The organism is Streptomyces formicae (assembly GCF_002556545.1).
Taxonomy (GTDB): domain Bacteria; phylum Actinomycetota; class Actinomycetes; order Streptomycetales; family Streptomycetaceae; genus Streptomyces; species Streptomyces formicae_A.
The window spans coordinates 5,949,603-5,974,823 of the sequence record NZ_CP022685.1; the positions used below are offsets into that span (position 1 = coordinate 5,949,603).

Sequence of the window (25,221 nt, forward strand, 5' to 3'; positions counted from 1 at the left end):
CCACCTGGTGGCGCGGTGACCGCGGGCAGACCCTGCCCATCTATATCTGGCTGACGGGAATCCTGCTCTTCGTCGCGTTCGCCTTCTTCGCGTTCGCCCAGGCCGCCTCTGCGCGAAACGGCGCCCAAACAGCCGCCGATGCGGCGGCGTTGGCCGCGGCCCAGGATGCCAGGGACGAACTCGTCGATGGATTGGTGCTGTCCATCGGCGAGGGGGACGACTGGCTGGACTGGCTGGCCGGAGACAAGTTCACCGGTGAAGGGGCCCAGCAGGCGGCCGACGCGCTGGCCGCGGAGAACGACTCGACCGCTGTCGTCGAACCCACCGAAGTGAACGGCTATCCGGGCTTCCGCGCGGAGATCGAGACCAATTACACCGTTGGCGACTCGATCATCCCGGGCACGGAGTCGAAGCACGCCAAGGCCGACGCCACGGCAATCATCAAGCCGCGCTGTGACTTCGACCCGTCGGCCGACCCGGAAAAGGTCGTGGAACTCGACTGCGACGGTGAAGGCCCCATCGAGATCGACCCCGATGATTTCGAACCTGGTGACCTGCCGGACCCGTCCGTCCTCTTCTCTGTCCACCTGGCCGACTGACCGGCGATCGACGAAAGAAGGAAGCCGTAGCCATGAATACTCGGCGCACCATGGTCGCTGCTCGTAGGGCGATGACCGCTGTGGCGATCACGACCGGGCTGGTCCTCACGGTCGCCGGTTGCGGCGGTGGCGGAGACGAGGGCAAGTCCGACAAGGGCTCCTCTCCCACCGCATCGGCCAAGAAGGGTGACGACGGCGAGGACAAGGGTGAGCCAGAGGCGCCGGAAGCCGACAAGGCATTGGCCGAGGTGAAGAGCAACGGCATCACACTCACGATCACCTCGGTGTCCCGTGACGAAGGTGGCTTCCTCACCATCAACGGCAAGGTGACGAACGGCACTTCCGGCATCTGGGTCGGCAGCGAGTGGCGCAGCGACGAGAACGAGCTGAAGAAGAACGGCGGATCCCTGGCGGGCGCGAGCATCATCGATCAGCAGGGGAAGAAGAAGTACCTCGTACTCAGGGACACCATGGGACGGTGTCTGTGCACCAAATTCGAGGGCGGTATCAACGAGAGTCAGTCGGTCGACTGGTACGCGCAGTTCCCGGCGCCGCCGGAGGGGACCTCCAAGGTGGAGTTCCAGGTACCGACCATGCCCCCCGCCCCCATCGAGATCTCCGAGGGCGAGTGACCCATGACCCGCCACCCCCTCACCCGCACCGCGGGCGCGGCCACCCTCACGGCCCTGGTCCTCCTGCTCGCCCCGCTCCCAGCGGTCGCCGACGATGACGACCCCTCCACGCCCCCCGGCAGCACCACCACATCCCCACCCCCCGAAGTCGACTCCAACAGCCCGGGCCTCAAGCTCGCCGACGGTGCCACCCTCGCGCCGGCCAAGGTCCTGGACATCAAGTCCGTCGTCGAGGACCTCGGCGGTGAGGAGCGGCGCGAGGACACCAATACGGATGTGAAGTTCGCGCTCCAGGCGGAGGTGCTGTTCCCCAAGGACAGTTCCAAGCTGAATCCCGAGGCCAACGCCCGGATCAAGGCGATCGCGGAGGAGGCGAAGAACCAGAAGGCCACGGACGTACGGGTATTCGGGTTCACGGACGACCTCGGCTCGTACTCCCACGGCAAGAAGCTCTCCCGCGAGCGCGCGGAAGCCGTGCACGACCAGATGTCGAAGTTCCTCGGCCCGGAGGTCACCTACGCCGTACGCGGCTACAGCGAGGACTACCCGATCGCGGACAACGGCTCCGAGGAGGGCCGCAAGAAGAACCGCAGGGTAGAGGTCTCCTTCCCCCGGGGCGCGACCGGGACTAGCGGCTGATCCACGGATACCGCTCCACGTCACCGCCCGCGTAGTCCGGATCCAGGTAGATGAAGCACCGCTGGATCAGCCCGTCCCTGATCTCGAAGACGTCGCAGAAACGGCCCGCGCCCCACGCGGGCAGATCCGCCCGCCACGGCCCGTCCCTGTGCTCCCCGTGGCTGCTGCCCTCGCAGACCACGGTGTCCGTGCCGGAGAACACCCAGTTGAAATCGGCGTAGTGGTGGGTGATGGCACGGAGCGTGCCGCCCACGTCGGCGAACATCCTGGTGATCTCCGCCTTGCCGTCGGCTAGGCCCCACTTGGGGAAGTACACCTGGGCGTCGTCCGCGAAGAGGTCGAGGAGCGGGACGCCCTCGACGGTCCTGCCGCCGTGGTCGAACGCCTTGAGATAGGCGAGCGCGACCGACTTGCGCTGTTCGTCGGTCATGGCGTTCGCGGCCCGGTTGCTCGCGGCCCGGTCGTTCGCGGCCCGGTCGGTGGTCTCCGTCATGGCGTGGCCCTCCCGTCCTTCGGAGTGTGACGGCTCGGCCGCGCCGACGTACAGCCCGACGTACAACCGTGCTCCCGCCCCCGATGCGATCATGGCCCCATGAGTTCCCCGAACACCGACAACCCCCGCAGCTTCGACGAGCTCGTCGAGGAAGCCGTCGCCGCGCCCACCGCGGGATGGGACTTCTCCTGGTTCGACGGCAGGGCCACCGAGGCGCGGCCCTCGTGGCGGTACGCCGAGGCCATGGCCGGGCGGCTCGCCGGGGCCGGTGCCTCGCTCGACATCCAGACCGGCGGCGGTGAGGTCCTCGCCTCCGCGCCGACGCTGCCCCCGCTGGCCGTCGCCACCGAGGGCTGGCCCGCGAACGTCGCCAAGGCCACCGCCCTGCTGCATCCGCGCGGCGTCGCCGTCGTCGCGTCCCCGGAGGACGCCCCGCTGCCGTTCGCGGCCGAGGCGTTCGACCTGGTGACCTCCCGGCACCCGGTGAAGGCCCACTTCGACGAGATCGCCCGCGTGCTGCGCCCCGGTGGTACGTACTTCGCGCAGCACGTCGGGCCCGCCAGCGTCTTCGAGGTCGTCGAGTACTTCCTGGGGCCGCAGTCGCCGGAGACGAGGAACGCGCGCCACCCCGACCTGGAGCGCGCCGAGGCGGCGGCGGCCGGTCTCGAGGTCGTCGATCTGCGGTCCGAGCGGCTGCGGATGGAGTTCTTCGACGTGGGCGCCGTCGTGCACTTCCTGCGCAAGGTCATCTGGATGGTGCCCGACTTCAGCGTCGAGAAGTACCGGTCGGTCCTCATCGAGCTGGACGAGCGGATCCGGGCCGACGGCCCGTTCGTGGCGCACAGCGCCCGCCACCTCTTCGAACTCCGCAAGCCCTAGCGCCGACGGCCTTCCGCCGTCAGCTCCGTCACGCCCTTGGGTACTGTCGATCGGACAAGGGACCGGGCGGATCAGAGGAGTTGACCATGCGAAAGGACAACGAGCCGTACTCCTGCGGACTCGACGCCGCGGTGGATGTCGTCGGCGGCAAGTGGAAGCCCATGATCCTGTGGGCGTTGCACGAGGGGAAGACGCTGCGCTTCGGCGAGCTGCGGCGGCAGATCGCCGGGGTCAGCGAGAAGGTGCTGATCCAGCAGCTGCGCGAGCTGGAGTCGGACGGCATCGTGCACCGTGAGGTGTACCGGGAGGTGCCGCCGAAGGTCGAGTACTCACTGACCGCGCTCGGCGACTCCCTCAACACCGCACTCGTTCCCCTCGGGTTGTGGGGCGACGAGCACATGCACCAGGTGATCGCCAACAAGGCGAGGGCGGAGGAAGCCGCCGCCGTCGCGGGGTAGACCGGGGCGGAGCGGCGGCATTTCCGGCATACGGTTTATTTTCTGTATGGCGAGCGAATTTCGCATAGGGCGCAGACAGTGACGTAAGCCCCGGAATCGAAGCCTTGATTCCGCATCGTTATCGAGACTGGCTCGATCCGCCCCTAAGCGTCACGTAAGTTCAGACCAAGGCTAATTCGCGTGAGCAAAGCTCCGTGTGCGGTGCCGTGCGATGGAGGGGGTCGCGCGGCACCGCGAGCCGTCACTCCGTACCGTGTACGGCGATCTGCGCGCCCCGGCGTACGCCCCACCGGGCCATCGCCCCGGCCTCGGCCTCCAGCACGTGCCGGGCCCGCACCCGCGGCACCCCCACCCGCCCGGGGCGCATCGTCCGCACGGACAGCACGCGCAACTCCCGGTCCAGGTACGCCACATCAAGGGCGAACCGCATTCCGAGGGTGTGCACACCGCGCGCCGGAGTCAGCAGGAGCGCCCCCGCGATCCCCGCGCGCCCGAGCAGCCCGCGCCGCCGCGCCCGCGCCGAGTCCGCGATCTCCACCTCGATCTCCACCGCGCTCTCCGGGGCCGCCGCCCCGCTCTCCCACGGCGTTCCTTCCGGGGCCCCGGAGACCGTCATCGTCGCCATGGCCGCGACGGTAGCGGCCGGGCGTCCCGATGCGTCAAGCGCGCGAACCTCGCCGGGGTCCCTCTTGGGGGGTATCGCCGCGCCCGGCCGAAATCCGCCGCAGAACGCGGAATTCCGCCGTGAGAACGGGGTCTCGCAGTCGTCGGCCGGTCTCGGAGAGTAGTTGTGGCACGCCAATGCACGCAGCATCACTTACGAAGGGTTATGGTGGAAACCCCCCCTCGGGCCGGTCCGTCTCCCCCCCCACGGACCGGCCCGATTTTTTTGTCCCCGCGCGCCGCGGCACCCACCGGCCCCGCGCGACGGCCCGTCCGGCGGCGGAAGATCGACATCCAGTTATGGTCAGGGGCATGTCGAACCAGTTCCCCCCACCGCCCGGCCCGGGACAGGACCCCCAGTCCCAGCCGCAGTCCCACCCCCAGCACAACCCCCAGCTCAACCCCCAGGCGGGTCTCCCTACTTACACCGGTCCCGCGCAGGACCCCGCAGGCGCGTACGGCTACGGCTACGGCCCGGTGCCCCCGCAGCAGATGCCCGGCGTCGTCCGCGCCGCACAGATAGTCCTGTGGGTCCTCGGCGGACTCGTCGTGCTCGGCACGATCGGCCTGATCTTCACGGTCAACCCGGAGACGGCGGGCGCCGCGCTCGGCGTCAACCTCTGCCTGCTGGTCTCCGCGGGCATGGCCTTCCGCTACGGGACCGCGGGCAACGGCATCCGCGTCACGTGCATCGTCCTGATGAGCGTGCAGATCGCCTTCGCCCTCGGCGGCGCGGCCAGCGGCAACCCGGCGGGCCTGCTGCCGCTGCTCGCCGCCATCGCCGTCGTCGTCCTGCTCTCCCAGGGCGCGGCGGGCGCGTGGTTCAAGCGCCCGCGCGCCTGACGTACCACCTGACGTACGGCCTGACGTACGACAAGGAGCCCCGGCCGGAACGCATCCGGCCGGGGCTCCCGTGCACGGTCCGGGGCCGCTCCGGGCCCTAGCCCCGCCCGGCCCAGATGTTGGTGCCCGGCGTCGACACCGCGAACGTGTCGATGGCCTTCAGTTCCTCGTCCGTCAGCTTCGGACCCGCGAGGGCCGCCACGTTCTCCTCCAGCTGCTTGACGCTGGAGGCGCCGATCAGCGCCGAGGTCATCCGCTCGTCGCGGAGCACCCAGTTGAGGGCGAGCTGGGCCAGGGACTGGTCACGGCCCGCGGCGATGTCGTTCAGGCCGCCCAGGCGTCGCAGGACCTCGTCGCTCAGGAGGCCCGGGTCCAGCGACTTGTTCTGCGTCGCGCGCGAGCCCTCCGGGATGCCCTTCAGGTACTTGTTCGTGAGCAGGCCCTGGGCCAGCGGCACGAAGGAGATGCAGCCCATGCCCGCCGCCTCCAGGGTGTCGAGCAGGCCGTCCTCCTCCGTCCAGCGGTTGATCATCGAGTACGACGGCTGGTGGATGAGCGCGGGCACGCCCATCTCCCGCAGCAGGCGCGCCGCTTCCGCGGTCTGCTCGCTGTTGTAGGAGGAGACGCCGACGTACAGCGCCTTGCCCTGCTGGACGGCGGAGGCGAGCGCGCCCATCGTCTCTTCCAGCGGGGTGTCCGGGTCGAAGCGGTGCGAGTAGAAGATGTCGACGTAGTCCACGCCCATCCGCGCCAGGGAGGCGTCGAGCGAGGAGAGCAGGTACTTGCGGCTGCCCCACTCGCCGTACGGACCGGGGTGCATCATGTAGCCGGCCTTGGTGGAGAGGACCAGCTCGTCGCGGTAGGGCGCGAAGTCCTGCGCGAAGATCTTGCCGAAGTTCAGCTCCGCGGAACCGGGCGGCGGACCGTAGTTGTTCGCCAGGTCGAAGTGGGTGACGCCCAGGTCGAAGGCGCGGCGCAGGATGGAGCGCTGGGTGTCGAGGGCCTTGTCGTCGCCGAAGTTGTGCCAGAGGCCGAGCGAGACCGCGGGCAGCTTCAGGCCGCTGCGGCCGGTGCGCCGGTACTCCATCGAGTCGTAACGGTTCGCCGATGCGGCGTAGGGAGAGGTGTCGTTCATGGTGACGAAGCTACGACAGTCCACCGTCACCGCGTGGCGCTCGCCCCCGTTTCACGGCGGTAGGCTTTCGCCTTCGGGGACTGCCGTCTGCACGGAGGGGCTGAAAGACCGTGAACCTGCGGGACAGGCTGCGCGGCCTGCTGGTCAGGCTGTACGCACGCAGGGTGGAAGGCCACCTGGACCACGACCAGGTGCCCAAGCACATCGGGGTCATCATGGATGGCAACCGACGCTGGGCCAAGGCCGCCGGATCCACCACCGCCCAGGGCCACCAGGCGGGCGCGGACAACATCGGGGAGTTCCTCGGCTGGTGCAGCGAGACGGACGTCGAGGTCGTCACGCTGTGGCTGCTCTCGACGGACAACTTCGACCGTCCCAAGGAAGAGCTGGGCCCGCTGCTCGGCATCATCGAGGACACCGTCCGCTCGCTGGGCCGCGACGGCCGCTGGCGCGTCCAGCACGTCGGCGCCACCGACATCCTGCCGTCGGAGATGCGCAACGTCCTCAAGGAGGCGGCCGAGGCCACGGCCGACGTCGACGGGATAGTGGTCAACGTCGCGATCGGCTACGGCGGCCGCCAGGAGATCGCCGACGCCGTCCGCTCGATGCTGCTTGACGCCGCCGACAAGGGCGAGTCGCTCGAACAGGTGGCCGACAAGGTGGATGTCGACCTGATCGGCAAGCACCTCTACACCAGGGCCCAGCCGGACCCGGACCTGGTGATCCGTACGAGTGGTGAACAGCGGCTGTCCGGATTCATGCTCTGGCAGACCGCTCACTCCGAGTACTACTTCTGCGAGGTCTTCTGGCCGGCCTTCCGGAAGGTCGACTTCCTGCGCGCGCTGCGGGATTACGCGGCGCGGCACCGTCGCTACGGTGGCTGACTCCCGCTCGCCCCTGAGGTCGGGGTAACCCAGAGTTAACCAACGCGTCGTCATATGCCCTGGCATGGCTGCGCTTGTTCGAGGGAATAAGCCTTCCAGGCCGACAACCGATTCACGGATGTCGGATCTCAGCGGACGGCACGGGGCCGTCCGCCCGGGAGGCCCTTTGCACCAGGACGACCGCACGGAGAGCACGTACTCCGTCGGGAATCGGGAGGGCCGGATTCCGGCCCGCGCATCGCGGTCCGAGACCGGCCGGGATTCCTCCCGCCCGACCCCGGCCCAGCAAACCCTCCGTCGCTCCCCGACCTCATCCGAGGGGGTACGTCCTTCCGTGGTGACCAGCACAAAGCGCCGCATGCCCGACAGGCGCACCTATGTTCTCGACACCAGCGTCCTGCTGGCCGACCCCAACGCCCTGACCCGCTTCGACGAGCACGAAGTCGTGCTGCCGATCGTCGTGGTGACGGAACTGGAGGCCAAGCGGCACCATCCGGAGCTCGGTTACTTCGCCCGGCAGGCGCTGCGTCTGCTGGACGACTTCCGCATCCGGCACGGCCGGCTCGACGCCCCGATCCCCATCGGGGACCTCGGCGGCTCGCTGCGCGTCGAGCTCAACCACTCCGATCCCGGCGTGCTCCCGGCCGGCTACCGGTTGGGGGACAACGACTCACGGATCCTCGCCGTCGCCCGCAACCTCCAGGCGGAGGGGTACGACGTCACGGTCGTGTCGAAGGACCTGCCGCTCAGAATCAAGGCGTCGTCGGTCGGTCTCCTCGCCGAGGAGTACCGCGCCGAACTCGCCATCACGGACTCCGGCTGGACCGGAATGTCCGAACTACCCCTCTCCGGTGAGCAGGTCGACCTCCTCTTCGAGGAAGACACCCTGTACGTCCCCGAGGCCGCCGACCTGCCGGTGCACACGGGCCTCACCATCCAGTCCGAGCGCGGCAAGGCGCTCGGCCGCGTCACGGCCGAGGGCAACGTGCGCCTCGTGCGCGGCGACCGGGAGGCATTCGGCCTCAAGGGCCGCAGCGCCGAGCAGCGCATCGCGCTCGATCTCCTCCTGGACCCGGACATCGGCATCATGTCGATGGGTGGGCGCGCGGGCACCGGCAAGTCGGCGCTCGCGCTCTGCGCGGGCCTGGAGGCCGTCCTGGAGCGCAGGCAGCACCAGAAGGTGATGGTCTTCCGGCCGCTGTACGCGGTGGGCGGGCAGGAGCTCGGCTATCTGCCCGGCACCGAGGCCGAGAAGATGGGGCCCTGGGCGCAGGCCGTCTTCGACACGCTCGGCTCGGTGGCGGGCAAGGAGGTCATCGAGGAGGTCACGGCGCGCGGGATGCTGGAAGTGCTTCCGCTCACCCACATCCGCGGGCGCTCGCTGCACGACGCGTTCGTGATCGTGGACGAGGCGCAATCCCTGGAACGGAACGTCCTGTTGACCGTTCTGTCCCGGATCGGGGCGAACTCCCGGGTCGTCCTGACCCATGACGTGGCCCAGCGCGACAACCTGCGCGTGGGGCGGTACGACGGAGTGGTCGCCGTCGTCGAGAAGCTGAAGGGCCATCCGCTCTTCGCCCACGTCACGCTCACGCGCTCGGAGCGTTCGCAGATCGCGGCCCTGGTGACCGAAATGCTGGAGGACGGTCAGATCTGAGGCATTGAGCGGCAGTTGTGCCGCACGAGGCGCCGCCCGGCAAAGCGAAGGAGCTTAGCCGGGCGGCTTCTTGATGCGCCCCGGTTTCCAGAAAACTCCTGGGGCAAACGGGGTGTGAGCTTTCCCACGCAACAGATAATTGCCTTGCGGCGTACGGCTGGGGCAGAGTCTGGGTCCTGTCAGGCCCCGCATGCGACACACGTGTACCCCCAGCGGTACAGCACAACAGAACTTCATAGTGGCCGTCGCATGCCGCCCGAAGCACCACGCGGCGCTCCCACCACGGGAGTTGTCCACCGGGCCCGTGCCTCCCGTGACCGAGTAGCAAGCGGAGGCCAGCGCCAGGGGCACGATTGCGTCCGCGAGGTCACCTATGCGGGCGATGCTGGAAGGAAACCGTGTGAGCCGGATTTCGGTCCGGGGATTCGCCGTGGCATCCGCCACCGCGGTCACCACCGTCGGCGCTGTCGTGGGTGTGGCTTCGGGCGACACCCAGCCCTCGAACACGAACGACCTCGAGGCAGCGGCAAGCGACGCGACGCTCCTCGCAGACATACCCGCGGGCCAGCAGGCCCAGGTCCAGACCGCTTCTCTGACGCAGCAGGCCGACGCGCAGGCGATGGCCGCCGACACCGCTGCCAAGAAGACCGCCGCGGAGGAGGCCCGCAAGCAGGCCGCCGCATCGGCGATCGAGAAGCAGAAGGCCGCGGAGAAGGCAGAGGCGGCCAAGAAGGCCGCCGCGAAGAAGGAACGCGAGGAGAAGGCCGAGACCAAGGCCAGCCGTTCCTCCGGACGCGATGCCTCCAGCTTCGCTCCTCAGAGCTCCTACAGCGTCTCGCAGGTCCAGGCGATGGCACGGCAGATGATCCCCGGGGATCAGTTCCAGTGCTTCAGCAACATCGTCAACCACGAGTCGACGTGGAACTACAAGGCCACCAACGCCTCTTCGGGCGCGTACGGCCTCGTCCAGGCGCTGCCGGGTTCCAAGATGTCGTCGGCCGGCGCCGACTGGCAGACGAACCCCGCCACCCAGATCAAGTGGGGCCTGAACTACATGAACGACCGCTACGGCAGCCCGTGCGGTGCCTGGAGCTTCTGGCAGGCCAACAACTGGTACTAGGCCCTCACGGGTCACTGCCGTGCTCAACCTTTCGAGGCCCCTCACCGTCCTTCGGTGAGGGGTCTCGCACGTGTACGGTCGGTCCGGACAGCTCCAGGGGGGAGTGGTGGGGAAAGACGGGGGAAGAGGACGGATCATGTCGCGAGTGCCAGGGTGGCTCGGGCGGCTCGGCGCGGGCCTGAGCGAGATGAGCGAGCGGTTGAACGAGCAGCGCCGCGACAAGGACGTCGACGACGGCGACGACGTGGAGCGTGAGGTCCGCGACGACCTGGCCAGGGAGGCCAGGGAGCGCGACGGCGGTCACGAGCACCGCCGCGGCCACGACCACGTCGACGACGACGCGGAGGAGCACGGCGGCGACCACGAGCACGTGCCCCCGCCGCCCGCCTACGCGCCGGCCATAGCGGCCAGGCCCGACCCCGTCGCGGCCGTGCCGTGGGGGATGCGGGTCGCGGCCGAGGCCGGATGGCGGCTGCTCGTCCTCGCGGGCACGCTCTGGGTGTTGATGAAGGTCATCAGCGCGGTGCAGCTGGTGGTGCTCGCCTTCGTGGCCGCCTTGCTGATCACCGCGATGCTGCAGCCCACGGTGGCCAGGCTCAAGCGCCTCGGGCTGCCGCGCGGGCTCGCGACGGCCGTCACCGCGATCCTCGGCTTCGTCATCATGGGCCTGGTCGGCTGGTTCGTGGTCTGGCAGGTCATGGACAACGTCGACGAACTGTCGCGGCAGGTCCAGGACGGCATCGAGGACCTGCGCAAGTGGCTGCTGAACAGCCCCTTCCACGTGACCGAGGACCAGATCAACGACATCGCCAAGAGCCTGCGCGACGCGGTCGGCGCCAACACGGAGGAACTCACCTCCGCGGGCCTCGAAGGCGTCACGGTCATCGTCGAGGCGATGACCGGCATCCTGCTCGCGATGTTCTCGACGCTCTTCCTGCTGTACGACGGCAAGCGGATCTGGCAGTGGACGCTGAAGCTGGTGCCCGCCCAGGCGCGGCCCGGTGTGGAGGGCGCGGGCCCGCGGGCCTGGCGCACGCTCACCGCGTACGTGCGCGGCACGGTGATAGTGGCTCTGATCGACGCCATCTTCATCGGCCTCGGCATCTACTTCCTCGGGGTGCCGATGGCGGTGCCGCTCGCCGTCTTCATCTTCCTGTTCGCGTTCATCCCGCTGGTCGGCGCCGTGGTCTCCGGCGCGCTCGCGGTGGTCGTCGCGCTGGTCACGCAGGGCGTGTTCACCGCGGTGATGGCGCTGGCCGTGGTCCTCGCCGTCCAGCAGATCGAGGGCCACATCCTGCAGCCGTTCATCCTGGGCCGGGCGGTGCGGGTGCATCCGCTGGCGGTCGTGCTCTCGGTCGCCGCGGGCGGTCTCGTCGCCGGGATCGGCGGCGCGGTCGTGGCGGTGCCGCTGGTCGCCGTGACGAACACGGTCGTGGGCTATCTGCGGGCGTACTCCCGCGAGGCGGCGCTCAAGCAGTCGCCGCAGCCGCGGGGGGCGTCGGCGACGGACGTCGCTCCCGTGGAGCCGCAGAAGTAGCGCGGGGCATGCGGAAGGGGCCGGAACCACCCAGTGGTTCCGGCCCCTTCTTCGCGTCCGTGCGAGTTACGCGAGGACGTCCTCGGAGTCAAGCGTCACGCCGACCGCCTGGATGACCGAGGCGACCTTGAAGGCCTCCTGGATCGTCTCGCGGTCGACGCCGGCCTTGCGCAGGACCTGCTCGTGCGAGTCCAGGCACTGGCCGCAGCCGTTGATCGCGGAGACCGCGAGGGACCACAGCTCAAAGTCGACCTTCTCGACACCCGGGTTGCCGATGACGTTCATCCGCAGACCGGCACGCATCGTCCCGTACTCCGCGTCGGAGAGCAGGTGGCGCGTGCGGTAGAAGACGTTGTTCATCGCCATGATGGCGGCGGCCGACTTGGCAGCCGTGTACGCCTCGGGGGAGAGGTTCGCCTTCGCCTCGGGCTCCAGCTCGCGCAGCACCTTCGGGGAGCGGGAGGCGATCGCGCAGGCGAGCACCGTGCCCCAGAGCTGCTGCTTGGGCAGGTCCGAGTTGCCGATGACCGAGCCCAGGTTCAGGCGGAGGTCCTTGGCGTAGTCCGGTATGGCGGACTTCAGTTCGTCGAGTGCCATGTCAGAAGGCTCCGTTCACTCGCCCGAGAGCAGCGCGACCGGGTCGAGGGTCTCGTCGCCCTTGGACCAGTTGCACGGGCAGAGCTCGTCGGTCTGCAGGGCGTCGAGGACCCGGAGGACCTCCTTGGGGTTACGGCCCACGGAACCGGCGGTCACCATCGTGAACTGGATCTCGTTGTTCTGGTCGACGATGAAGACGGCGCGCTGCGCGAAGCCGTCCTCGCCCTCGATGCCGAGGTCACGCATGAGCTCGTGCTTCGAGTCGGCCAGCATCGGGAAGGGCAGGTCGGTGAGGTCCGGGTGGTCCTTGCGCCAGGCGTGGTGCACGAACTCGGAGTCACCGGAGAAGCCGAGGATCTGGGCGTCACGGTCGGCGAACTCGTCGTTCAGCTTGCCGAAGGCCGCGATCTCGGTCGGGCACACGAAGGTGAAGTCCTTGGGCCACGCGAAGACGATCTTCCACTTGCCCTCGTAGGTCTTGTGGTTGATCTGCTCGAACTCCGAGCCCTTCTCCAGCGAGACACAGGCAGTCAGGTCGAACTCGGGGAACTTGTCACCGACAGTGAGCACGCGCTCTCCTTGCAGCAAAGAAAATCCCTTTTGGGGAGTTTCCTGGGGGGTTGGACTGCTGTCGATGGTGGCACAGGGTGCATTGATTAGGGAAATAGCTAGAGTGGGTCGTGTTGATCGGTTCCAGCTATCAGTCCCCGTCCTATAGAGGAGAGCCCGTGGCCAGCCCCAAGGCCGTCACTGCCGTCGCCAAGAGGGGCGCGCGCCAGCCGAGCCTCGCCCAGCTGCGGGCCTTCGCCGCCGTCGCGGAACACCTGCACTTCAGGGACGCGGCCGCCGCGATAGGGATGAGCCAGCCCGCGCTGTCCGGCGCCGTCTCCGCGCTGGAGGACGTACTCGGGGTGACCCTCCTGGAGCGTACGACGCGCAAGGTGCTGCTCTCGTCGGCGGGGGAGCGGCTCGCGGTGCGCGCCAAGGCGGTGCTCGACGAGGTGGGCGCGCTGCTGGAGGAGGCCGACGCGGTCCGCGCGCCGTTCACCGGGGCGCTGCGGCTCGGCGTGATCCCGACCGTGGCGCCGTACCTGCTGCCGACGGTGATCGCGCTGGTCCACGAGAAGTACCCGGACCTCGATCTCCAGGTGCACGAGGAGCAGACGTCCTCGCTTCTCGAAGGGCTCGCGGCGGGACGGCTCGACCTGCTGCTGCTCGCCGTGCCGCTCGGTGTGCCCGGGGTGACCGAACTGCCGTTGTTCGACGAGGACTTCGTGCTCGTCACGCCGCTCGACCACTGGCTCGGCGGCCGCGAGGGCATTCCGCGCGAGGCGCTCAAGGAGCTGAACCTGCTGCTCCTGGACGAGGGGCACTGTCTGCGCGATCAGGCGCTGGACATCTGCCGCGAGGCGGGCCGTGCGGACGCCCCGGTGACCACGACCGCCGCCGGGCTCTCCACCCTCGTTCAACTGGTGGCCGGGGGGCTCGGGGTGACGCTGCTTCCGCGTACGGCGGTGCGGGTCGAGACGAGTCGGAGCAATCAACTCCTGACCGGGTACTTCGCTGATCCGGCGCCGACTCGGCGGATCGCGCTCGCGATGCGGGCGGGTGCCGCGCGGGGGGCGGAGTACGAGGAGTTGGCGCTTGCCCTCAAGGAGGCGGTGCGGCCGTTGCCGGTGCGGGTCGTGTGAACCCGCACCGGCGTTCCGTTGCGACGGCCGTCTCCCGGTACTCCGCGGGCCGTGTGTGGCTGGGCGCGCAGTTCCCCGCGTCCCTTCGGGCGCTACTCCGTGCGCAGGCCGTCCGGGCGCATCATGCGGCGCAGGGGCGGCAGGCTCAGGAGCGTCACGATCGCCACCATCGCCGCGCCCGCGCCCGTCAGGGGCAGGAACGACCACCAGTCGGTGACGCCCTTGTCGATCATGCGGGTCATCACCACGCCGAGGCCGAGGCCGCCGACGATCGCGAGGCCGAGGCCCAGGGCGACCGGGAGCGCCGTCTGCCACAGGAGTGACCAGCCCATCGACGAGCGGCGCGTGCCGAACGCGGTGAGGACCGCCAACAGCCGCTTGCGCTCGCGCAGTTGCTCGATCATCGACACCAGCATGGACGCCGCGATCAGCGCCATCGTGGCGCTCGCGCCGATCTGCAGGCCGCGCGCGATGGACGCGTACTGCTTGTCGCGGTCGACCGACTTCAGGGTGTCCACGCCGGTGAACGGGTCGATGCGGGCCGCCGTGTTGCGTACGTATTCCTCGGCGTCCGCCACCTTCGGGTCGGTCTGCACCCAGGAGGTCGTCGACGCGTCGTCCAGCTTCTTGATGTCGATGGCGCTCGGCGTCGCGAAGATGCCGTCGATCTTCCTGCCGGACGGGTTGTTCCGCGCGTCGACGGTGCGCGTGTCCTTGGGCAGGGTCCACAGGACCTGCTTGGCGTTCTTGTTGAAGTCGGGGTCGGGCCCGATGTTGACCGGCTTGCCGGGGCGCGCCGTCTGGTCCACCCAGCCGTCCTGCTCCTTGCTGCCGGTGTGCACGACGAAGGCGTCGCCGTCCTCGCAGGAGCGGAGGTGGGCCAGCTCGCGCAGCGTCGCGCAGGTGCCGATGGTCACCTCCGTGGTCGGCGTGAGGTCGTTGACCTTCTTGCCGTCGGGGCGGGTGACGAACGCCTGCACGGTCCCGATGACCTTGGTGACGCCCTTGGTCGCGGCGAAGTCGTCGATCATCTGCTGGGTGAGGGGGCCGCTGGCCTTCCCGCTGCGGACCGTGAGCTGGGCGCGCGTGGTGTCCTGGCCCGTGATCTCGTTGAAGTCGTCGTGCATGGACGCGAACATCATCTGCAGCGCCACCGCGCCCGCCACCGCGACGGTGATCCCGCTGACCGCGCGGGAGGCGGTGCCGGTGGTCAACTGCAGCCTGCGGACGGCGAGCTGCCAGGGCACGGGGCCGCCGCGCAGCCGTCCCACGACGGCCTCGACGAGCCAGGGGAGCAGTGCGCTGAGCCCGATCAGGGAGAGCGCCGAACCCGCGGCGATCGCCGTCACGTTGACCGCTTCGTTGCCCATGTCGCGGTCGATGCGGCCGGAGTAGAGCAGGATGCCGATGCCGAGGACCGGCAGCACGAGCCGCCACCACAGGCGGCGCTTGCGCTGCTTGGTGCCCCGGAACACGCCGAGCGGTTCGATGGCGACCGAGCGCAGCGAGATCAGCGTCACCAGGACCGCCGACACCGGCACGCCTGCCGCGACGAGCGCGACCAGGCCGGGCGAGGGCACCATGTCCGTCGGGTAGGCGCTGACGTTCGTCATGTCGACCACGCCCACCAGCTCCCGCAGGAGCAGGAAGAGGGCGGCGCCCACGACGAGGCCGAGCAGCGCGCCGAACAGCGCCTCGCCCGCCGCGATCCTGCGCACGGCGCGGGAGTCCGCGCCGACCAGGCGCAGGGCCGCGAGCCGCCGGTCGCGCCGGTCGCCGCCGAACCGCACGGCCGTACCGATGAAGATCGCCACCGGGGTGAGCAGGACGACGCAGATCAGGACGACGAGTGCCATCAGGAACGGGTCGAGGGGCAGAGAGTTGTCCTGCCCGAAGCTCTGGACGCGGTAGTTGTTGCCCGTCGCGGTGATCTTGTCGCTGCCCACGTAGTAGTAGAGCTCGACCGGGGAGAGGAGGCCCGCCTTGCCGATGGTGCCGGTCACGCGGTAGTTGCTGAAGCGTTCCTTCAGGAGCTTGTTCGCCGGGTCGTCGAGCAGGTCGCGCATCGCGGGCGAGACGACCATCTCGTCGGGTCCGGGGATCTTGTCGAGTCCCGGCGGCAGCACCGGGTTCTTGCCGTCGGCGCGCAGGACGACGCCACTTGGGCTCTTCCCGCGGAAGGTGGTGCCGGTGTTGCGTATGACCACCGTCGAGTCGCTCGCCTTGACGGGACCGCCGTCGAAGGAGGAGTGCGGCGTGCGCGCGACGGACCGGTCGTCGCGGTTCTGCATCATGTTCGGCACCGAGGCGGCGCCGAGCAGCAGGGCGACGCCGAGGCCGACGCCGACGGCGGTCAGGATCGTGCGGATCCAGCCCTCGCGGCCGCCGCCCGTCGCGAACCGCATGCCCATGCCCAGGTCGCGCACCCAGGCGGCGGCTCCGGTCGGCGCCACGGCGGTCGGCGCCGCGATCGGGGTCCTGGAGCGCACGTGGGTGCCGCTCATGAGGCCCGCTCCATGTCGCGGGACTTGCCGTCGCGCACGACGATCTCGCGGTCCGAGTACGCGGCGACCCGGGTCTCGTGGGTGACGAGCACGACGGCGGCGTTGGTGGAGCGGGCGGCGTCCGTGAGCATCTCCATGACGCGCTCGCCGTTGAGGGAGTCCAGCGCGCCGGTCGGCTCGTCGGCGAAGATCACGCGCGGGCTCGGGGCGAGGGAGCGGGCCACGGCGACGCGCTGGCCCTGACCGCCGGAGACCTCGCCGGGCCGCTTGTCGCGCACCTCGGCGACGTCGAGCCGGTCCATCCAGGCCAGCGCGGTGGCCTCGGCCTCCTTGCGCTTCACGCCGTTCATCCGCAGGGGCAGGGCGACGTTCTCCACGCAGGTGAGCTCGGGGACGAGCTGGCCGAACTGGAAGACGAAGCCGAACTCGCTGCGGCGCAGGGCGCTGAGCTGGGTGTCGGACATGCCGGTCAGCTCACGGCCGCCGTACGTGATGGAGCCGGAGTCGGGCCGGACGATGCCCGCCAGACAGTGCAGCAGCGTCGACTTGCCGGAGCCGGAGGGGCCCATGACGGCGACGACCTCGCCGGGGTGGATGGAGAAGTCGGCGCCGTCGAGCGCGGTCGTGGGGCCGTAGACCTTGCGGAGTCCGTCGGCCACGAGGAGAGAACCTGCGGGGGTCATGCGGAGCGCACCTCCTGGGCGAGCTTGCCGAGCCGCGCGGTGGCCAGTTCCAGCCAGCGCAGATCGGCTTCGAGATGGAAGAGCGCGTGGTCGCAGATGAGCTGATCGGCGAGATCACCCTTGCGCTTGCGGTCGGTGAGTATGCGCATCAGGCGCAGGTGTTCGGCGCGCTGTACGTCGAGGAGCTCGCCGGCGTCGCGGCCGGTGAGCAGGGCCAGGACGACCTTGGTGTAGAGGGTCGACTGGAGGTAGGGCTCCGGCTTCTCCGGGGTGGCCAGCCACTGCTGGACGTCGGTGATGCCGGCCTCGGTGATCGCGTACCGCTTGCGCTCGGGGCCCTCGCCCGCCTCTATGCCGTCGACCTCGACGAGGCCGTTCTTCAGCAGCCGGGACATGGTCGAGTAGACCTGCCCGTAGTGCAGGGGCTTGTCGTGCCCGAACCGCTCGTCGAAGGCGCGTTTGAGGTCGTAGCCGTGCCGGGGGCCCGACTCGAGGAGTCCCAGAAGGGTGTGGCCAATGGACATGCGGAGCACTCTACACGGTGTGTATACCTGCGATGTATACCCCTCGTGTAGAGCTCACGGGTTCGATATCTGGGCAACCATCCGAGCCCTGTGTTCGTCGGTTTCATAGGGACAGGTGCTCATTGTCACGTCCGGAAAAGACCGGATCGGCAGGAGTTTGCCCCGAGGTGCGGTGTTAGCTTCATGAGCTGACTCGACGTACGCATGAGGACTAGACGGAAGCGGAGCACTCTCAGTCATGGGCCGAGCCGAAGCACGACAAGCGCGGACGCGCGGTGCCCGCAGGGCAGCGCGCCGTGGGCGCCCGTCCGGCGGCAAGCGCACCGGCATACGCCGCTTCTTCACCTGGAAGAAGATCCTCGGGACGTTCTTCGGGTTCTGCCTGCTCGGCATGCTCGGTTTCGTGATCCTTTACCTCGTGGTGGACATCCCCGAGGGCAATGCCGCCGCGAAGAAGCAGAGCAACGTCTACCGGTACAGCAACGGCAAGGTCATCGCGCGCACGGGCGACGTGAACCGCGAGATCGTCGACCTGGACAAGGTCCCCGAGGACGTCCAGAAGACCTTCGTCGCCGCCGAGAACAAGTCCTTCTACAAGGACGAGGGCATCGACTTCAAGGGCACGGCCCGCGGCGTCCTCAACACGCTGACCGGCAAGGGCAAGCAGGGCGGCTCGACGATCACCCAGCAGTACGTGAAGAACTACTACCTCAGCCAGGACCAGACCGTCAGCCGCAAGCTGAAGGAGCTCGTCGTCTCGCTGAAGGTGGACCGCGAGACGAGCAAGGACGACATCCTCGCGGGCTACATCAACACCAGCTACTACGGCCGCGGCGCCTACGGCATCCAGGCCGCCGCCCAGGCGTACTACGGCATCGACGCCAAGAAGCTGAACGTGCGGCAGGGCGCCTACCTCGCCGCGCTGCTCCAGGCCCCGAGCCAGTACGACTGGGCGGCCGCGACGCCGACCGGCAAGAAGCTCGTGAAGCAGCGCTGGAACTACGTCCTCGACAACATGGTCGAGGAGGGCTGGCTGGACTCCGGCAAGCGCTCCGGGATGACGTTCCCGACGCCCGAGAACCCCAAGGCGCCGCCAGGCCGTGAGGGCCAGATCGGCTACCTGGTGGAGGAGGCCAAGCGCGAGGTCCTGCGCAACAGCGGCCTCAGCGAGGCCGAGTTCGAGGCCGGTGGCTACACGGTCACGCTGAACATCGACCCGAAGAAGCAGAAGCAGCTCGAAAAGGCCGTCGACGCGAAGCTGAACGACAAGCTCGACCGCAAGAAGAACAAGGCGGACGCCCGGGTCCAGGCGGGCGCCGCGTCCGTCGACCCCAAGACGGGCAAGGTCCTCGCCATGTACGGCGGCGAGGACTACGTGAAGCACTACACGAACAACGCCACCCGCCGCGACTACCAGTCGGCCTCCACCTTCAAGCCGCTGATCCTCGCCGCGGCCCTGGAGAACGGCTCCACGACGCAGGACGGCAAGCCGATCACGGCGAGCACCGTCTACGACGGCACCAGCGAGCGCCCGGTCAAGGGCGGCGACGTGGCCTTCGCACCGCCCAACGAGGACGACGTCAGCTACGGACCCGTCACCGTCCAGAAGGCGATGAACAAGTCCGTCAACTCCGTCTTCGCGCAGATGGGCGTGGACGTGGGCATGCCCAAGGTCCTGGAGACGGCGGGCAAGCTCGGCATGGACGTCAAGGGCGTGCCCGCGGTGCCCGCCCAGACCCTCGGCTCCATGGGCGCGAGCCCGCTGGAGATGGCGGGCGTCTACGCCACGCTCGACAACCACGGCAAGAAGGTCACCCCGGCCCTCGTCGCCTCCGTCGAGCACAAGGACCGCACCGTCGACCTGCCGGACCCGATCGGTGACGAGGTCATCAAGCGCGGCACCGCCGACTCGATCACCTCGGTCCTGACCGGCGTGGTCGACGACGGTACGGGCCGCGCGGTGCGCAACGCCTCGCAGGACATCGCGGGCAAGACCGGTACCTCCGACGACAACAAGTCGGCCTGGTTCACGGGCTACACGCCCAAGCTGGTCACCTCGGTCGGCCTGTTCGGCGAGGGGGAGAAGGGCAACCAGGTGTCCATGAGGGGCGCGGGCGGCTTCAAGCGCGTCAACGGCTCCGGCTTCCCCTCCGAGATCTGGGCCGCGTACACGTTCGACGCGATGGGCGCGCCGAGCGAGTTCGACCTCGACACGAGCATGGGCGCGGCCATCGCCCCGCCCGTGGAGCCGACGACCGGGGAGCCCAAGGAACCGACGAACGAGCCGACGAAGCCGGACGACGACCCGACGAAGAAGCCGACGACGAAGCCGACCGAGCCGACGCAGACGCCGACGACGCCCACGGCTCCGCCGACGACGCCGACTCCGACGACCAAGCCGCCCACCCAGGATCCGGACCCGTCGAGTTCCGCCGGGCTCCCTGACGATCCGGACGACTCACTGTTGGACAGGGACTGATGGGCAGGGACTGACGCCCGCACGGCACGCAAGGCGCCCCGGACCGCGAGGTCCGGGGCGCCTTCGCGTCGTAGGGCGGGCCGGTCAGCCCTCGCTGACCTTGGCCGCGACCCGGTCGCCGAGGTCCTTGTCGACGTTGCGCCAGTACTGCAGGGCGCGGTCGAGCACCGGCTTGGAGACGCCGTCGAGCAGATGGCCGCTGATGTTGCCGACCAGACGCTCGCGCTGGGCGTCGTCGAGGACCTGCCTGACCTGCGTGCCCGCCTGGCCGAAGTCGTCGTCCTCGGCGTGCAGCGCGTACGCCTCGCGGACCATCTCGCCGACCACCTGCCAGCCCGCCGGGTCGACGGACTGCTGTACGGGCGCCGCGGGGCCTCCGTAGGAGTTCGGGGCGTAGGGGCGCGCCACGTTCGGGGGCTCGTAGCGCATCGCGCCGTCCTTGGCGTACGAGCTGATCGGCGCACGCGCGTGGTTGGGCGGCAGCTGCGCGTAGTTGGGGCCGATCCGGTAGCGGTGCGTGTCCGGATAGGAGAAGAGCCTGCCGAGCAGCATCTTGTCCGGCGACGGGCCGATGCCGGGCACCATGTTGGAGGGCTCGAACGCGGCCTGCTCGATGTGGACGAAGAAATCCTCGGGGTTCTTGTTCAGCGTCATCCGGCCGACGTCGATCAGCGGGTAGTCGCCGTGCGGCCACACCTTCGTCAGGTCGAACGGGTTGAAGCGGTAGTCCGCCGCGTCCTCGAACGGCATGACCTGGACCTTCAGCGTCCAGCTCGGGTGCTCGCCGCGCGCGATCGCGTCGTGCAGATCGCGGCGGTGCGCGTCGCCGTCGGTGCCCGCCAGCGTGTCGGCCTCGTCCTGGGTGAGGAACTCGATGCCCTGGTCCGTCTTGAAGTGGTACTTCACCCAGAACTTCTCGCCGCCGCCGTTGATCCACATGTAGGTGTGCGAGCTGTACCCGTTCATGTGGCGGTACGTCCTCGGGATGCCCCGGTCGCCCATCAGCCACGTCACCATGTGCGCGGACTCGGGGGAGAGGGTCCAGAAGTCCCACTGCATGTCGTGGTCGCGCAGCGCGCTGCCGAACGTGCGCTTCTGCGAGCGGATGAAGTCCTGGAACTTGATCGGGTCACGGACGAAGAAGACCGGCGTGTTGTTGCCGACCATGTCGTAATTGCCGTGCTCGGTATAGAACTTCAGCGCGAAGCCGCGGGGGTCGCGCCAGGTGTCGGGGGAGCCCTGCTCGCCCGCGACGGTCGAGAAGCGCGCGAGCATCTCGGTGCGCCTGCCCGGTTGGAAGAGGTCGGCCTTGGTGAACTGGCTGACGTCGTTGGTCACTTCGAAGGTCCCGTACGCTCCGGAACCCTTGGCGTGCACCACCCGCTCGGGGACCCGTTCGCGGTTGAACTGGGCCATCTTCTCGATGAGGTAGTGATCGTGGAGCAGGATGGGGCCCGTCGAGCCGACGGTGAGCGAGTGCTCGTCGCTCTCGATCGGGATCCCGGCGTTGTTGGTCGTGTACGTCATGAGCGTCCTCCCTTTGGTGGCAGCTCGGGCACACACGCCAGTGAACGCTGCCGACGGGATGTCGGCAACATTTGGACCGGGTCTAATTCCGGTTCAGTTCGAACCAGACCACCTTTCCGGTGCTCAGACGCGTGGCACCCCACCGCCGCGCCATCTTGTTGACCAGGTACAGGCCGCGCCCGCCCTCGTCCGTCGCCCGCGCCTGCCGCAGCCTGGGCAGCTGCGGCACGTCGTCGCCGACCTCGCAGCGCAGCACGTCGGTACGCAGGAGGCGCAGCGTGACGGGGCGCGACGCGTACCGCACGGCGTTGGTGACGACCTCGCTGACCAGCAGCTCCACCGAGTCCGTCATGTCCTCCAGGCCCCAGCGCACCAGGGCGCTGCGGGCCAGCCGGCGGGCCCGGGACGGCGTCGCGTCCTCGGGTTCCAGGAACCAGTACGCCACGTCGCTGGGCGCGATCCCGTCGAAGCGGGCGGCGAGCAGCGCGATGTCGTCGTCCCGGTCGCCAGGGCCGAGCATGTCGAGCACCTCGTCGCAGAGGGCCTCCAGGGGCGGCGGGTGGTCGGGGCCCGTCAACTGGGCGGTGGCGGCGAGCCGTTCCCGCAGCTGCTCTATGCCGGTCCACACGTCGCGCAGGCGGGACTCGACGAGCCCGTCCGTGTACAGGAGCAGCGTGGCGCCCGCGGGGGCGTCGAGCTCGACCGCCTCGAAGTCCACGCCGCCCACGCCGATCGGGGCGCCCGGCGGCACCCGGAGCACCTCGGCGCGGCCGCCCAGGTGCAGCAGGACGGGCGGCGGGTGGCCCGCGTTGGCGATGGTGATGCGGTGCGAGACCGGGTCGTAGACCGCGTACAGGCAGGTCGCCATGCGGTCCGAGCCGAGCCGCTGGGCCTGCTCGTCCAGGTGGTGCAGGACCTCCTGGGGCGGCAGGTCGAGCCCCGCGAGGGTCTGCGCGGTCGTCCGCAGCTGGCCCATGATCGCCGCCGAGGTCATCGAGTGCCCCATGACGTCGCCCACGACCAGGGCGACCCGGCTGCCGGGCAGCGGGATCGCGTCGTACCAGTCGCCGCCGACCCGGGCCGTCTCCGCGGCGGGCAGATAGCGCGAGGCGAGCCGCACGCCGGTCGGGCGCGGCAGCGTCTCGGGCAGCATCGTGCGCTGCAGCTCGTCGGCGATGTACGCCTCGCGGCCGTACAGGACGGCCTTGTCGATGCCGAGCGCGCTGTGCGTGGCCAGCTGCGCCGCCACCAGCAGGTCGTCCGCCTCGAACGCGGGACGGTCGGGGCGGCGCAGGAAGACCGCGGCGCCGATCACCCGGCGCCTGCCCCGCAGCGGGGCCAGGATCGCCCGCTGCCCCGAGGGCACCGTGCGGCCCTCGCCGAGCAGCTCGGGCAGCGCGGCGCGGGCCGCCGCCGAGTCCGCGAAGACCGGACGCACGCCCCGCAGGACCTCGGCGAGCGCGCCGCCGGGACGCACCTCGCACAGCTCCGCGGTGGACATGACGTCGGTGATGTCGGGCTGCACGACCTGGAGCGCGGGCAGCGTGCCGCCGCTCTCGGTGTCCGGGTCCTCGGAGCTCTCGTCGATGGAGCGCAGCCGGTCGGTGCGGCGCAGGCGGAGCACCAGGGGTCCGGTGGGCCGCTCGTCGCCGACCGGCAGCGGGTCGCGCAGGTAGACCAGGATCGCGTCGGAGAACGTCGGCACCGTCGCCCGGCACAGGCCCATCACGATCTCGTCGAGGTCGATGCCGCGCGCGATGCGCCGGGTGGCCGCGCCGACGTAGCGCAGCCGGTCGCCGTCGCGCCGCATCGCGGTGGGGCCTGTCCCCGGCGGCCTCGGCTGCCCGGTGCGCCGCTCCTCGCCGTCCGGCGGGCCCTGCGGGGCGGGGCCGCCCTCGGGCTCGGGGCGCGGCCGGTGCGGGTCGGGCTCGGCGGCGGAGTACGCGGAGGGCTGAGAGTGCTCGTCACCTGACGTCATCGGGGCTCCCGAGGGCGCGTCGCCCGTGCGTGCCTGTGCCGGTAGGGCGGCGCCCCCGCCCTGAGGCGTCTCGGGGGAACGCAGCAGCGCCCCGCGCGGGTCCGCGGGGGCGGTCGTCCTGGCACCTGGTGCCTTGCGACCCTCGTGGGGGGTGAGGTGCTCCGTCACGCGTTTCGAATCCGTCCGTCCGGGGCTGCGCGCCGTGCGCGCCGTCCAGCGTTGCACGTTGCTCAGCCGCGTCGGCAGTGCAGAAAGACCTGGTGTTCCGGTGGTGCGTCGGCGCTCGCGGGGGCGTACGAGTACGTGTCCTCGCCGGTGATCTCGAAGCCCGCGTCCTGTACGACCTGCCGCAGTTCGTCCCGCAGGTAACCCGATACCCGGATCGTGTGCCCCAGGAACGGAATTGCCGAGTCGTCCAGGTCGGCCTCGACCATGGACAGCTCCATCAGGCCGCCGGGACGCAGCAGCGAGCGCAGGCGCCGCAGCGCGCCGGGGATCTCGGCGCGCGGCAGCATCAGCAGGGCGAAGAAGCACGCGACGGCGTCGAACGTACCGACCCCGTCCGGGCCTTCGGCCCTGAGGTCCGCGATGTCCAGTTGCCGGAACTCCGCTGCCGGGACGTTCTTTCCCGCCAGTTCGAGCATGCCCGAAGAGATGTCCGTGCCGAGCACCGTGTGACCCGATCCGGCCAGCTGCGCGGCGGTGGGCAGACCCGTTCCGCAGCCCACGTCCAGGATCCTGGAGCCGGGCGCGAGCGCGTCGAGCAGCAGGCGTCCCGCGGCCAACTGACCCTCTTTGTGCGGGAAGGCGTCGTCGTAGTGCTGCCCGATGGCGTCGAAGGCCTCGGCCTGACCCCTGCGGTCCTCGCTCACGTTCTGCCGCCCCTCGATGACTTCCTGTCAGGCACCGTGCAGACCCACCGAGTTACTGCTGTGCGCCCTTGCGGAGGACGATCCTACGTTTGAACCACGGGGGCGCATCAAGGGTCTCATGAGGACACATGCGCGGGCGTACGGTCCCAGTCATCCGGCAGGGAGGGTACGACCCAGGACGGATCGGGACGCCAGTGCTGCCAGCCGTCCGAAAAAGGTGCCCCCCACGCATCGATCACGTCAAGGGCGTCCCGGCCCGCCGCGCGGACGTCAGCGGCCTTTCCCGCGCCCATCAGGCCCACCCGGAGGGCCTGCGCGAACTCGTCCTCGTCGTGCCAGCGCCAGCTGCGGTCGGGGCGCACGGAGATGTCCAGAAAGTGATCCTCGGAATCCACCCCGCCATCCCAACGAGTGCGCGGCTCCTCGAGGTTCACGTACCAGTTCTTGAACGTCCAGTCGGCCTCCCAGAACAGCCAGACCGACCACGGCTCGGCGGGGCGGGCCAGCTTCAGGACGCCGGTGCCCGACCAGTGGTCCCTGCGGACGGCGCGCGGCTTGGTGTAGCGGGTGGCGAGCGGCTCGCGGTGCACCGGGGTCCCGTCGGCGATCACCGGCTTCATCAGCTCGGTGCCGGGGGCCATCCACACGGCGAGCAGGTCCGGGCTGTCCCGTACGACGGTGACGGGGCGACAGATGTGGAACCGGCGCCCGGCGTTCTCCCGGTACCGCCACAGGATGTGTTCCCCGGGCGCCCACCGGGCCGCCCCGTCCGCCGCCGTGTTCCCGTCGAGGTCTGTCATGAACAGATATTAGACGCCGACCCGTCG

General features: G+C 69.6%; 24 protein-coding genes. 12 read left to right on the forward strand and 12 right to left on the reverse strand.

Annotated features, from left to right (window positions below):
- The first annotated feature begins 62 nt into the window (after positions 1–62).
- Genes KY5_RS26130 through KY5_RS26140 form a run of 3 tightly spaced genes read left to right on the forward strand, consistent with a single transcriptional unit; the run spans position 63 to position 1,870 of the window.
- The gene (locus KY5_RS26130) at positions 63–599 is read left to right on the forward strand and encodes a pilus assembly protein TadG-related protein (RefSeq protein WP_234363216.1); all 537 of its coding nucleotides are present in this window, start codon (positions 63–65) and stop codon (positions 597–599) included.
- A 32-nt stretch (positions 600–631) separates the two neighbouring features.
- Entirely contained in the window at positions 632–1,231 is a 600-nt protein-coding gene (locus KY5_RS26135; RefSeq protein ID WP_098244509.1) for a hypothetical protein, read from the forward strand.
- A 3-nt stretch (positions 1,232–1,234) separates the two neighbouring features.
- A complete protein-coding gene (locus KY5_RS26140) occupies positions 1,235–1,870 on the forward strand; it encodes an OmpA family protein (protein ID WP_098244510.1) in 636 nt (211 codons plus the stop codon).
- Here the strand turns inward: KY5_RS26140 and KY5_RS26145 are convergent.
- Entirely contained in the window at positions 1,860–2,456 is a 597-nt protein-coding gene (locus KY5_RS26145; RefSeq protein ID WP_234362870.1) for a nuclear transport factor 2 family protein, read from the reverse strand. The two genes, KY5_RS26140 and KY5_RS26145, sit on opposite strands and share 11 nt — an antisense overlap.
- A 6-nt stretch (positions 2,457–2,462) precedes the next feature.
- Here KY5_RS26145 and KY5_RS26150 point away from each other — a divergent pair, with 6 nt between their 5' ends.
- Positions 2,463–3,242: a class I SAM-dependent methyltransferase gene (locus KY5_RS26150; RefSeq protein ID WP_098244511.1), complete on the forward strand. Its 780-nt coding sequence runs from the start codon at positions 2,463–2,465 to the stop codon at positions 3,240–3,242.
- An 86-nt stretch (positions 3,243–3,328) separates the two neighbouring features.
- Complete coding sequence (locus KY5_RS26155; RefSeq protein WP_098244512.1) at positions 3,329–3,700, forward strand: winged helix-turn-helix transcriptional regulator; 372 nt, start codon at positions 3,329–3,331, stop codon at positions 3,698–3,700.
- A 241-nt stretch (positions 3,701–3,941) separates the two neighbouring features.
- Here the strand turns inward: KY5_RS26155 and KY5_RS26160 are convergent, their stop codons facing one another.
- A complete protein-coding gene (locus KY5_RS26160) occupies positions 3,942–4,325 on the reverse strand; it encodes a DUF192 domain-containing protein (RefSeq protein ID WP_098244513.1) in 384 nt (127 codons plus the stop codon).
- A 350-nt stretch (positions 4,326–4,675) separates the two neighbouring features.
- On the opposite strand from KY5_RS26160, the gene KY5_RS26165 reads away from it, so the two are divergent.
- Positions 4,676–5,206 (forward strand): hypothetical protein, encoded by a 531-nt coding sequence (locus KY5_RS26165; RefSeq protein ID WP_159072599.1) that lies wholly within the window; start codon positions 4,676–4,678, stop codon positions 5,204–5,206.
- Between the two features lie 97 nt (positions 5,207–5,303).
- On the opposite strand, the gene mgrA is transcribed toward KY5_RS26165, so the two are convergent.
- Positions 5,304–6,341, reverse strand: a complete 1,038-nt coding sequence (gene mgrA, locus KY5_RS26170) for an L-glyceraldehyde 3-phosphate reductase (RefSeq protein ID WP_098244515.1) — start codon at positions 6,339–6,341, stop codon at positions 5,304–5,306.
- Positions 6,342–6,451: 110 nt separating this feature from the next.
- Here mgrA and KY5_RS26175 point away from each other — a divergent pair, with 110 nt between their 5' ends.
- The 4 genes from KY5_RS26175 to KY5_RS26190 all read left to right on the forward strand — a co-directional run bounded on the left by KY5_RS26175 (position 6,452) and on the right by KY5_RS26190 (position 11,539).
- Complete coding sequence (locus KY5_RS26175; protein ID WP_055551332.1) at positions 6,452–7,225, forward strand: isoprenyl transferase; 774 nt, start codon at positions 6,452–6,454, stop codon at positions 7,223–7,225.
- 334 nt (positions 7,226–7,559) lie between these two features.
- Positions 7,560–8,882: a PhoH family protein gene (locus tag KY5_RS26180; protein ID WP_098244516.1), complete on the forward strand. Its 1,323-nt coding sequence runs from the start codon at positions 7,560–7,562 to the stop codon at positions 8,880–8,882.
- A 382-nt stretch (positions 8,883–9,264) separates the two neighbouring features.
- On the forward strand, positions 9,265–10,002 hold the full coding sequence (locus KY5_RS26185) for a transglycosylase SLT domain-containing protein (protein ID WP_199843239.1): 738 nt from the start codon (positions 9,265–9,267) through the stop codon (positions 10,000–10,002).
- Positions 10,003–10,138: 136 nt separating this feature from the next.
- A complete protein-coding gene (locus KY5_RS26190) occupies positions 10,139–11,539 on the forward strand; it encodes an AI-2E family transporter (protein WP_098244518.1) in 1,401 nt (466 codons plus the stop codon).
- Between the two features lie 66 nt (positions 11,540–11,605).
- Here KY5_RS26190 and KY5_RS26195 read toward each other — a convergent pair whose 3' ends face one another.
- On the reverse strand, positions 11,606–12,136 hold the full coding sequence (locus tag KY5_RS26195) for an alkyl hydroperoxide reductase (RefSeq protein WP_098244519.1): 531 nt from the start codon (positions 12,134–12,136) through the stop codon (positions 11,606–11,608).
- A gap of 15 nt (positions 12,137–12,151) precedes the next feature.
- Positions 12,152–12,706: a peroxiredoxin gene (locus KY5_RS26200; RefSeq protein ID WP_098244520.1), complete on the reverse strand. Its 555-nt coding sequence runs from the start codon at positions 12,704–12,706 to the stop codon at positions 12,152–12,154.
- 158 nt (positions 12,707–12,864) lie between these two features.
- On the opposite strand from KY5_RS26200, the gene KY5_RS26205 reads away from it, so the two are divergent.
- Positions 12,865–13,827 carry a LysR substrate-binding domain-containing protein gene (locus tag KY5_RS26205; RefSeq protein WP_098244521.1) on the forward strand — a complete coding sequence of 321 codons (963 nt, stop codon included), beginning with the start codon at positions 12,865–12,867 and terminating at the stop codon, positions 13,825–13,827.
- A 92-nt stretch (positions 13,828–13,919) separates the two neighbouring features.
- Here the strand turns inward: KY5_RS26205 and KY5_RS26210 are convergent, their stop codons facing one another.
- Genes KY5_RS26210 through KY5_RS26220 form a run of 3 tightly spaced genes read right to left on the reverse strand, consistent with a single transcriptional unit; the run spans position 13,920 to position 17,538 of the window.
- A complete protein-coding gene (locus KY5_RS26210) occupies positions 13,920–16,331 on the reverse strand; it encodes an FtsX-like permease family protein (protein WP_159072600.1) in 2,412 nt (803 codons plus the stop codon).
- Positions 16,328–17,014: an ABC transporter ATP-binding protein gene (locus KY5_RS26215; protein WP_055551316.1), complete on the reverse strand. Its 687-nt coding sequence runs from the start codon at positions 17,012–17,014 to the stop codon at positions 16,328–16,330. Before KY5_RS26215 ends, KY5_RS26210 begins: the two co-directional genes overlap by 4 nt.
- Positions 17,011–17,538: a PadR family transcriptional regulator gene (locus tag KY5_RS26220; protein WP_055551314.1), complete on the reverse strand. Its 528-nt coding sequence runs from the start codon at positions 17,536–17,538 to the stop codon at positions 17,011–17,013. The genes KY5_RS26215 and KY5_RS26220 overlap by 4 nt, the downstream gene beginning before the upstream one ends.
- Before the next feature lie 238 nt (positions 17,539–17,776).
- Between KY5_RS26220 and KY5_RS26225 the strand changes: the two genes are divergently transcribed.
- On the forward strand, positions 17,777–20,017 hold the full coding sequence (locus KY5_RS26225) for a transglycosylase domain-containing protein (RefSeq protein ID WP_098244522.1): 2,241 nt from the start codon (positions 17,777–17,779) through the stop codon (positions 20,015–20,017).
- 84 nt (positions 20,018–20,101) lie between these two features.
- Here the strand turns inward: KY5_RS26225 and KY5_RS26230 are convergent, their stop codons facing one another.
- The 4 genes from KY5_RS26230 to KY5_RS26245 form a co-directional block, all read right to left on the reverse strand.
- On the reverse strand, positions 20,102–21,544 hold the full coding sequence (locus tag KY5_RS26230) for a catalase (protein ID WP_098244523.1): 1,443 nt from the start codon (positions 21,542–21,544) through the stop codon (positions 20,102–20,104).
- 82 nt (positions 21,545–21,626) lie between these two features.
- Positions 21,627–23,690, reverse strand: a complete 2,064-nt coding sequence (locus tag KY5_RS26235) for an ATP-binding SpoIIE family protein phosphatase (protein WP_199843241.1) — start codon at positions 23,688–23,690, stop codon at positions 21,627–21,629.
- A gap of 62 nt (positions 23,691–23,752) precedes the next feature.
- The gene (locus KY5_RS26240; RefSeq protein ID WP_234362871.1) at positions 23,753–24,394 is read right to left on the reverse strand and encodes a class I SAM-dependent DNA methyltransferase; all 642 of its coding nucleotides are present in this window, start codon (positions 24,392–24,394) and stop codon (positions 23,753–23,755) included.
- 116 nt (positions 24,395–24,510) lie between these two features.
- Complete coding sequence (locus KY5_RS26245) at positions 24,511–25,194, reverse strand: DUF402 domain-containing protein (RefSeq protein ID WP_098244526.1); 684 nt, start codon at positions 25,192–25,194, stop codon at positions 24,511–24,513.
- Between the last annotated feature and the right edge of the window lie 27 nt (positions 25,195–25,221).

Bases quoted from the DNA above. Each gene is read 5' to 3' on its own strand.
- KY5_RS26135 (WP_098244509.1), top strand. From the start codon at position 632: ATGAATACTCGGCGCACCATGGTCGCTGCTCGTAGGGCGATGACCGCT.
- KY5_RS26140 (WP_098244510.1), top strand. From the start codon at position 1,235: ATGACCCGCCACCCCCTCACCCGCACCGCGGGCGCGGCCACCCTCACG.
- KY5_RS26145 (WP_234362870.1), bottom strand. From the start codon at position 2,456: ATGATCGCATCGGGGGCGGGAGCACGGTTGTACGTCGGGCTGTACGTC.
- KY5_RS26150 (WP_098244511.1), top strand. From the start codon at position 2,463: ATGAGTTCCCCGAACACCGACAACCCCCGCAGCTTCGACGAGCTCGTC.
- KY5_RS26155 (WP_098244512.1), top strand. From the start codon at position 3,329: ATGCGAAAGGACAACGAGCCGTACTCCTGCGGACTCGACGCCGCGGTG.
- KY5_RS26160 (WP_098244513.1), bottom strand. From the start codon at position 4,325: ATGGCGACGATGACGGTCTCCGGGGCCCCGGAAGGAACGCCGTGGGAG.
- KY5_RS26165 (WP_159072599.1), top strand. From the start codon at position 4,676: ATGTCGAACCAGTTCCCCCCACCGCCCGGCCCGGGACAGGACCCCCAG.
- mgrA (WP_098244515.1), bottom strand. From the start codon at position 6,341: ATGAACGACACCTCTCCCTACGCCGCATCGGCGAACCGTTACGACTCG.
- KY5_RS26185 (WP_199843239.1), top strand. From the start codon at position 9,265: ATGCTGGAAGGAAACCGTGTGAGCCGGATTTCGGTCCGGGGATTCGCC.
- KY5_RS26190 (WP_098244518.1), top strand. From the start codon at position 10,139: ATGTCGCGAGTGCCAGGGTGGCTCGGGCGGCTCGGCGCGGGCCTGAGC.
- KY5_RS26195 (WP_098244519.1), bottom strand. From the start codon at position 12,136: ATGGCACTCGACGAACTGAAGTCCGCCATACCGGACTACGCCAAGGAC.
- KY5_RS26210 (WP_159072600.1), bottom strand. From the start codon at position 16,331: ATGAGCGGCACCCACGTGCGCTCCAGGACCCCGATCGCGGCGCCGACC.
- KY5_RS26215 (WP_055551316.1), bottom strand. From the start codon at position 17,014: ATGACCCCCGCAGGTTCTCTCCTCGTGGCCGACGGACTCCGCAAGGTC.
- KY5_RS26220 (WP_055551314.1), bottom strand. From the start codon at position 17,538: ATGTCCATTGGCCACACCCTTCTGGGACTCCTCGAGTCGGGCCCCCGG.
- KY5_RS26225 (WP_098244522.1), top strand. From the start codon at position 17,777: ATGGGCCGAGCCGAAGCACGACAAGCGCGGACGCGCGGTGCCCGCAGG.
- KY5_RS26230 (WP_098244523.1), bottom strand. From the start codon at position 21,544: ATGACGTACACGACCAACAACGCCGGGATCCCGATCGAGAGCGACGAG.
- KY5_RS26245 (WP_098244526.1), bottom strand. From the start codon at position 25,194: ATGACAGACCTCGACGGGAACACGGCGGCGGACGGGGCGGCCCGGTGG.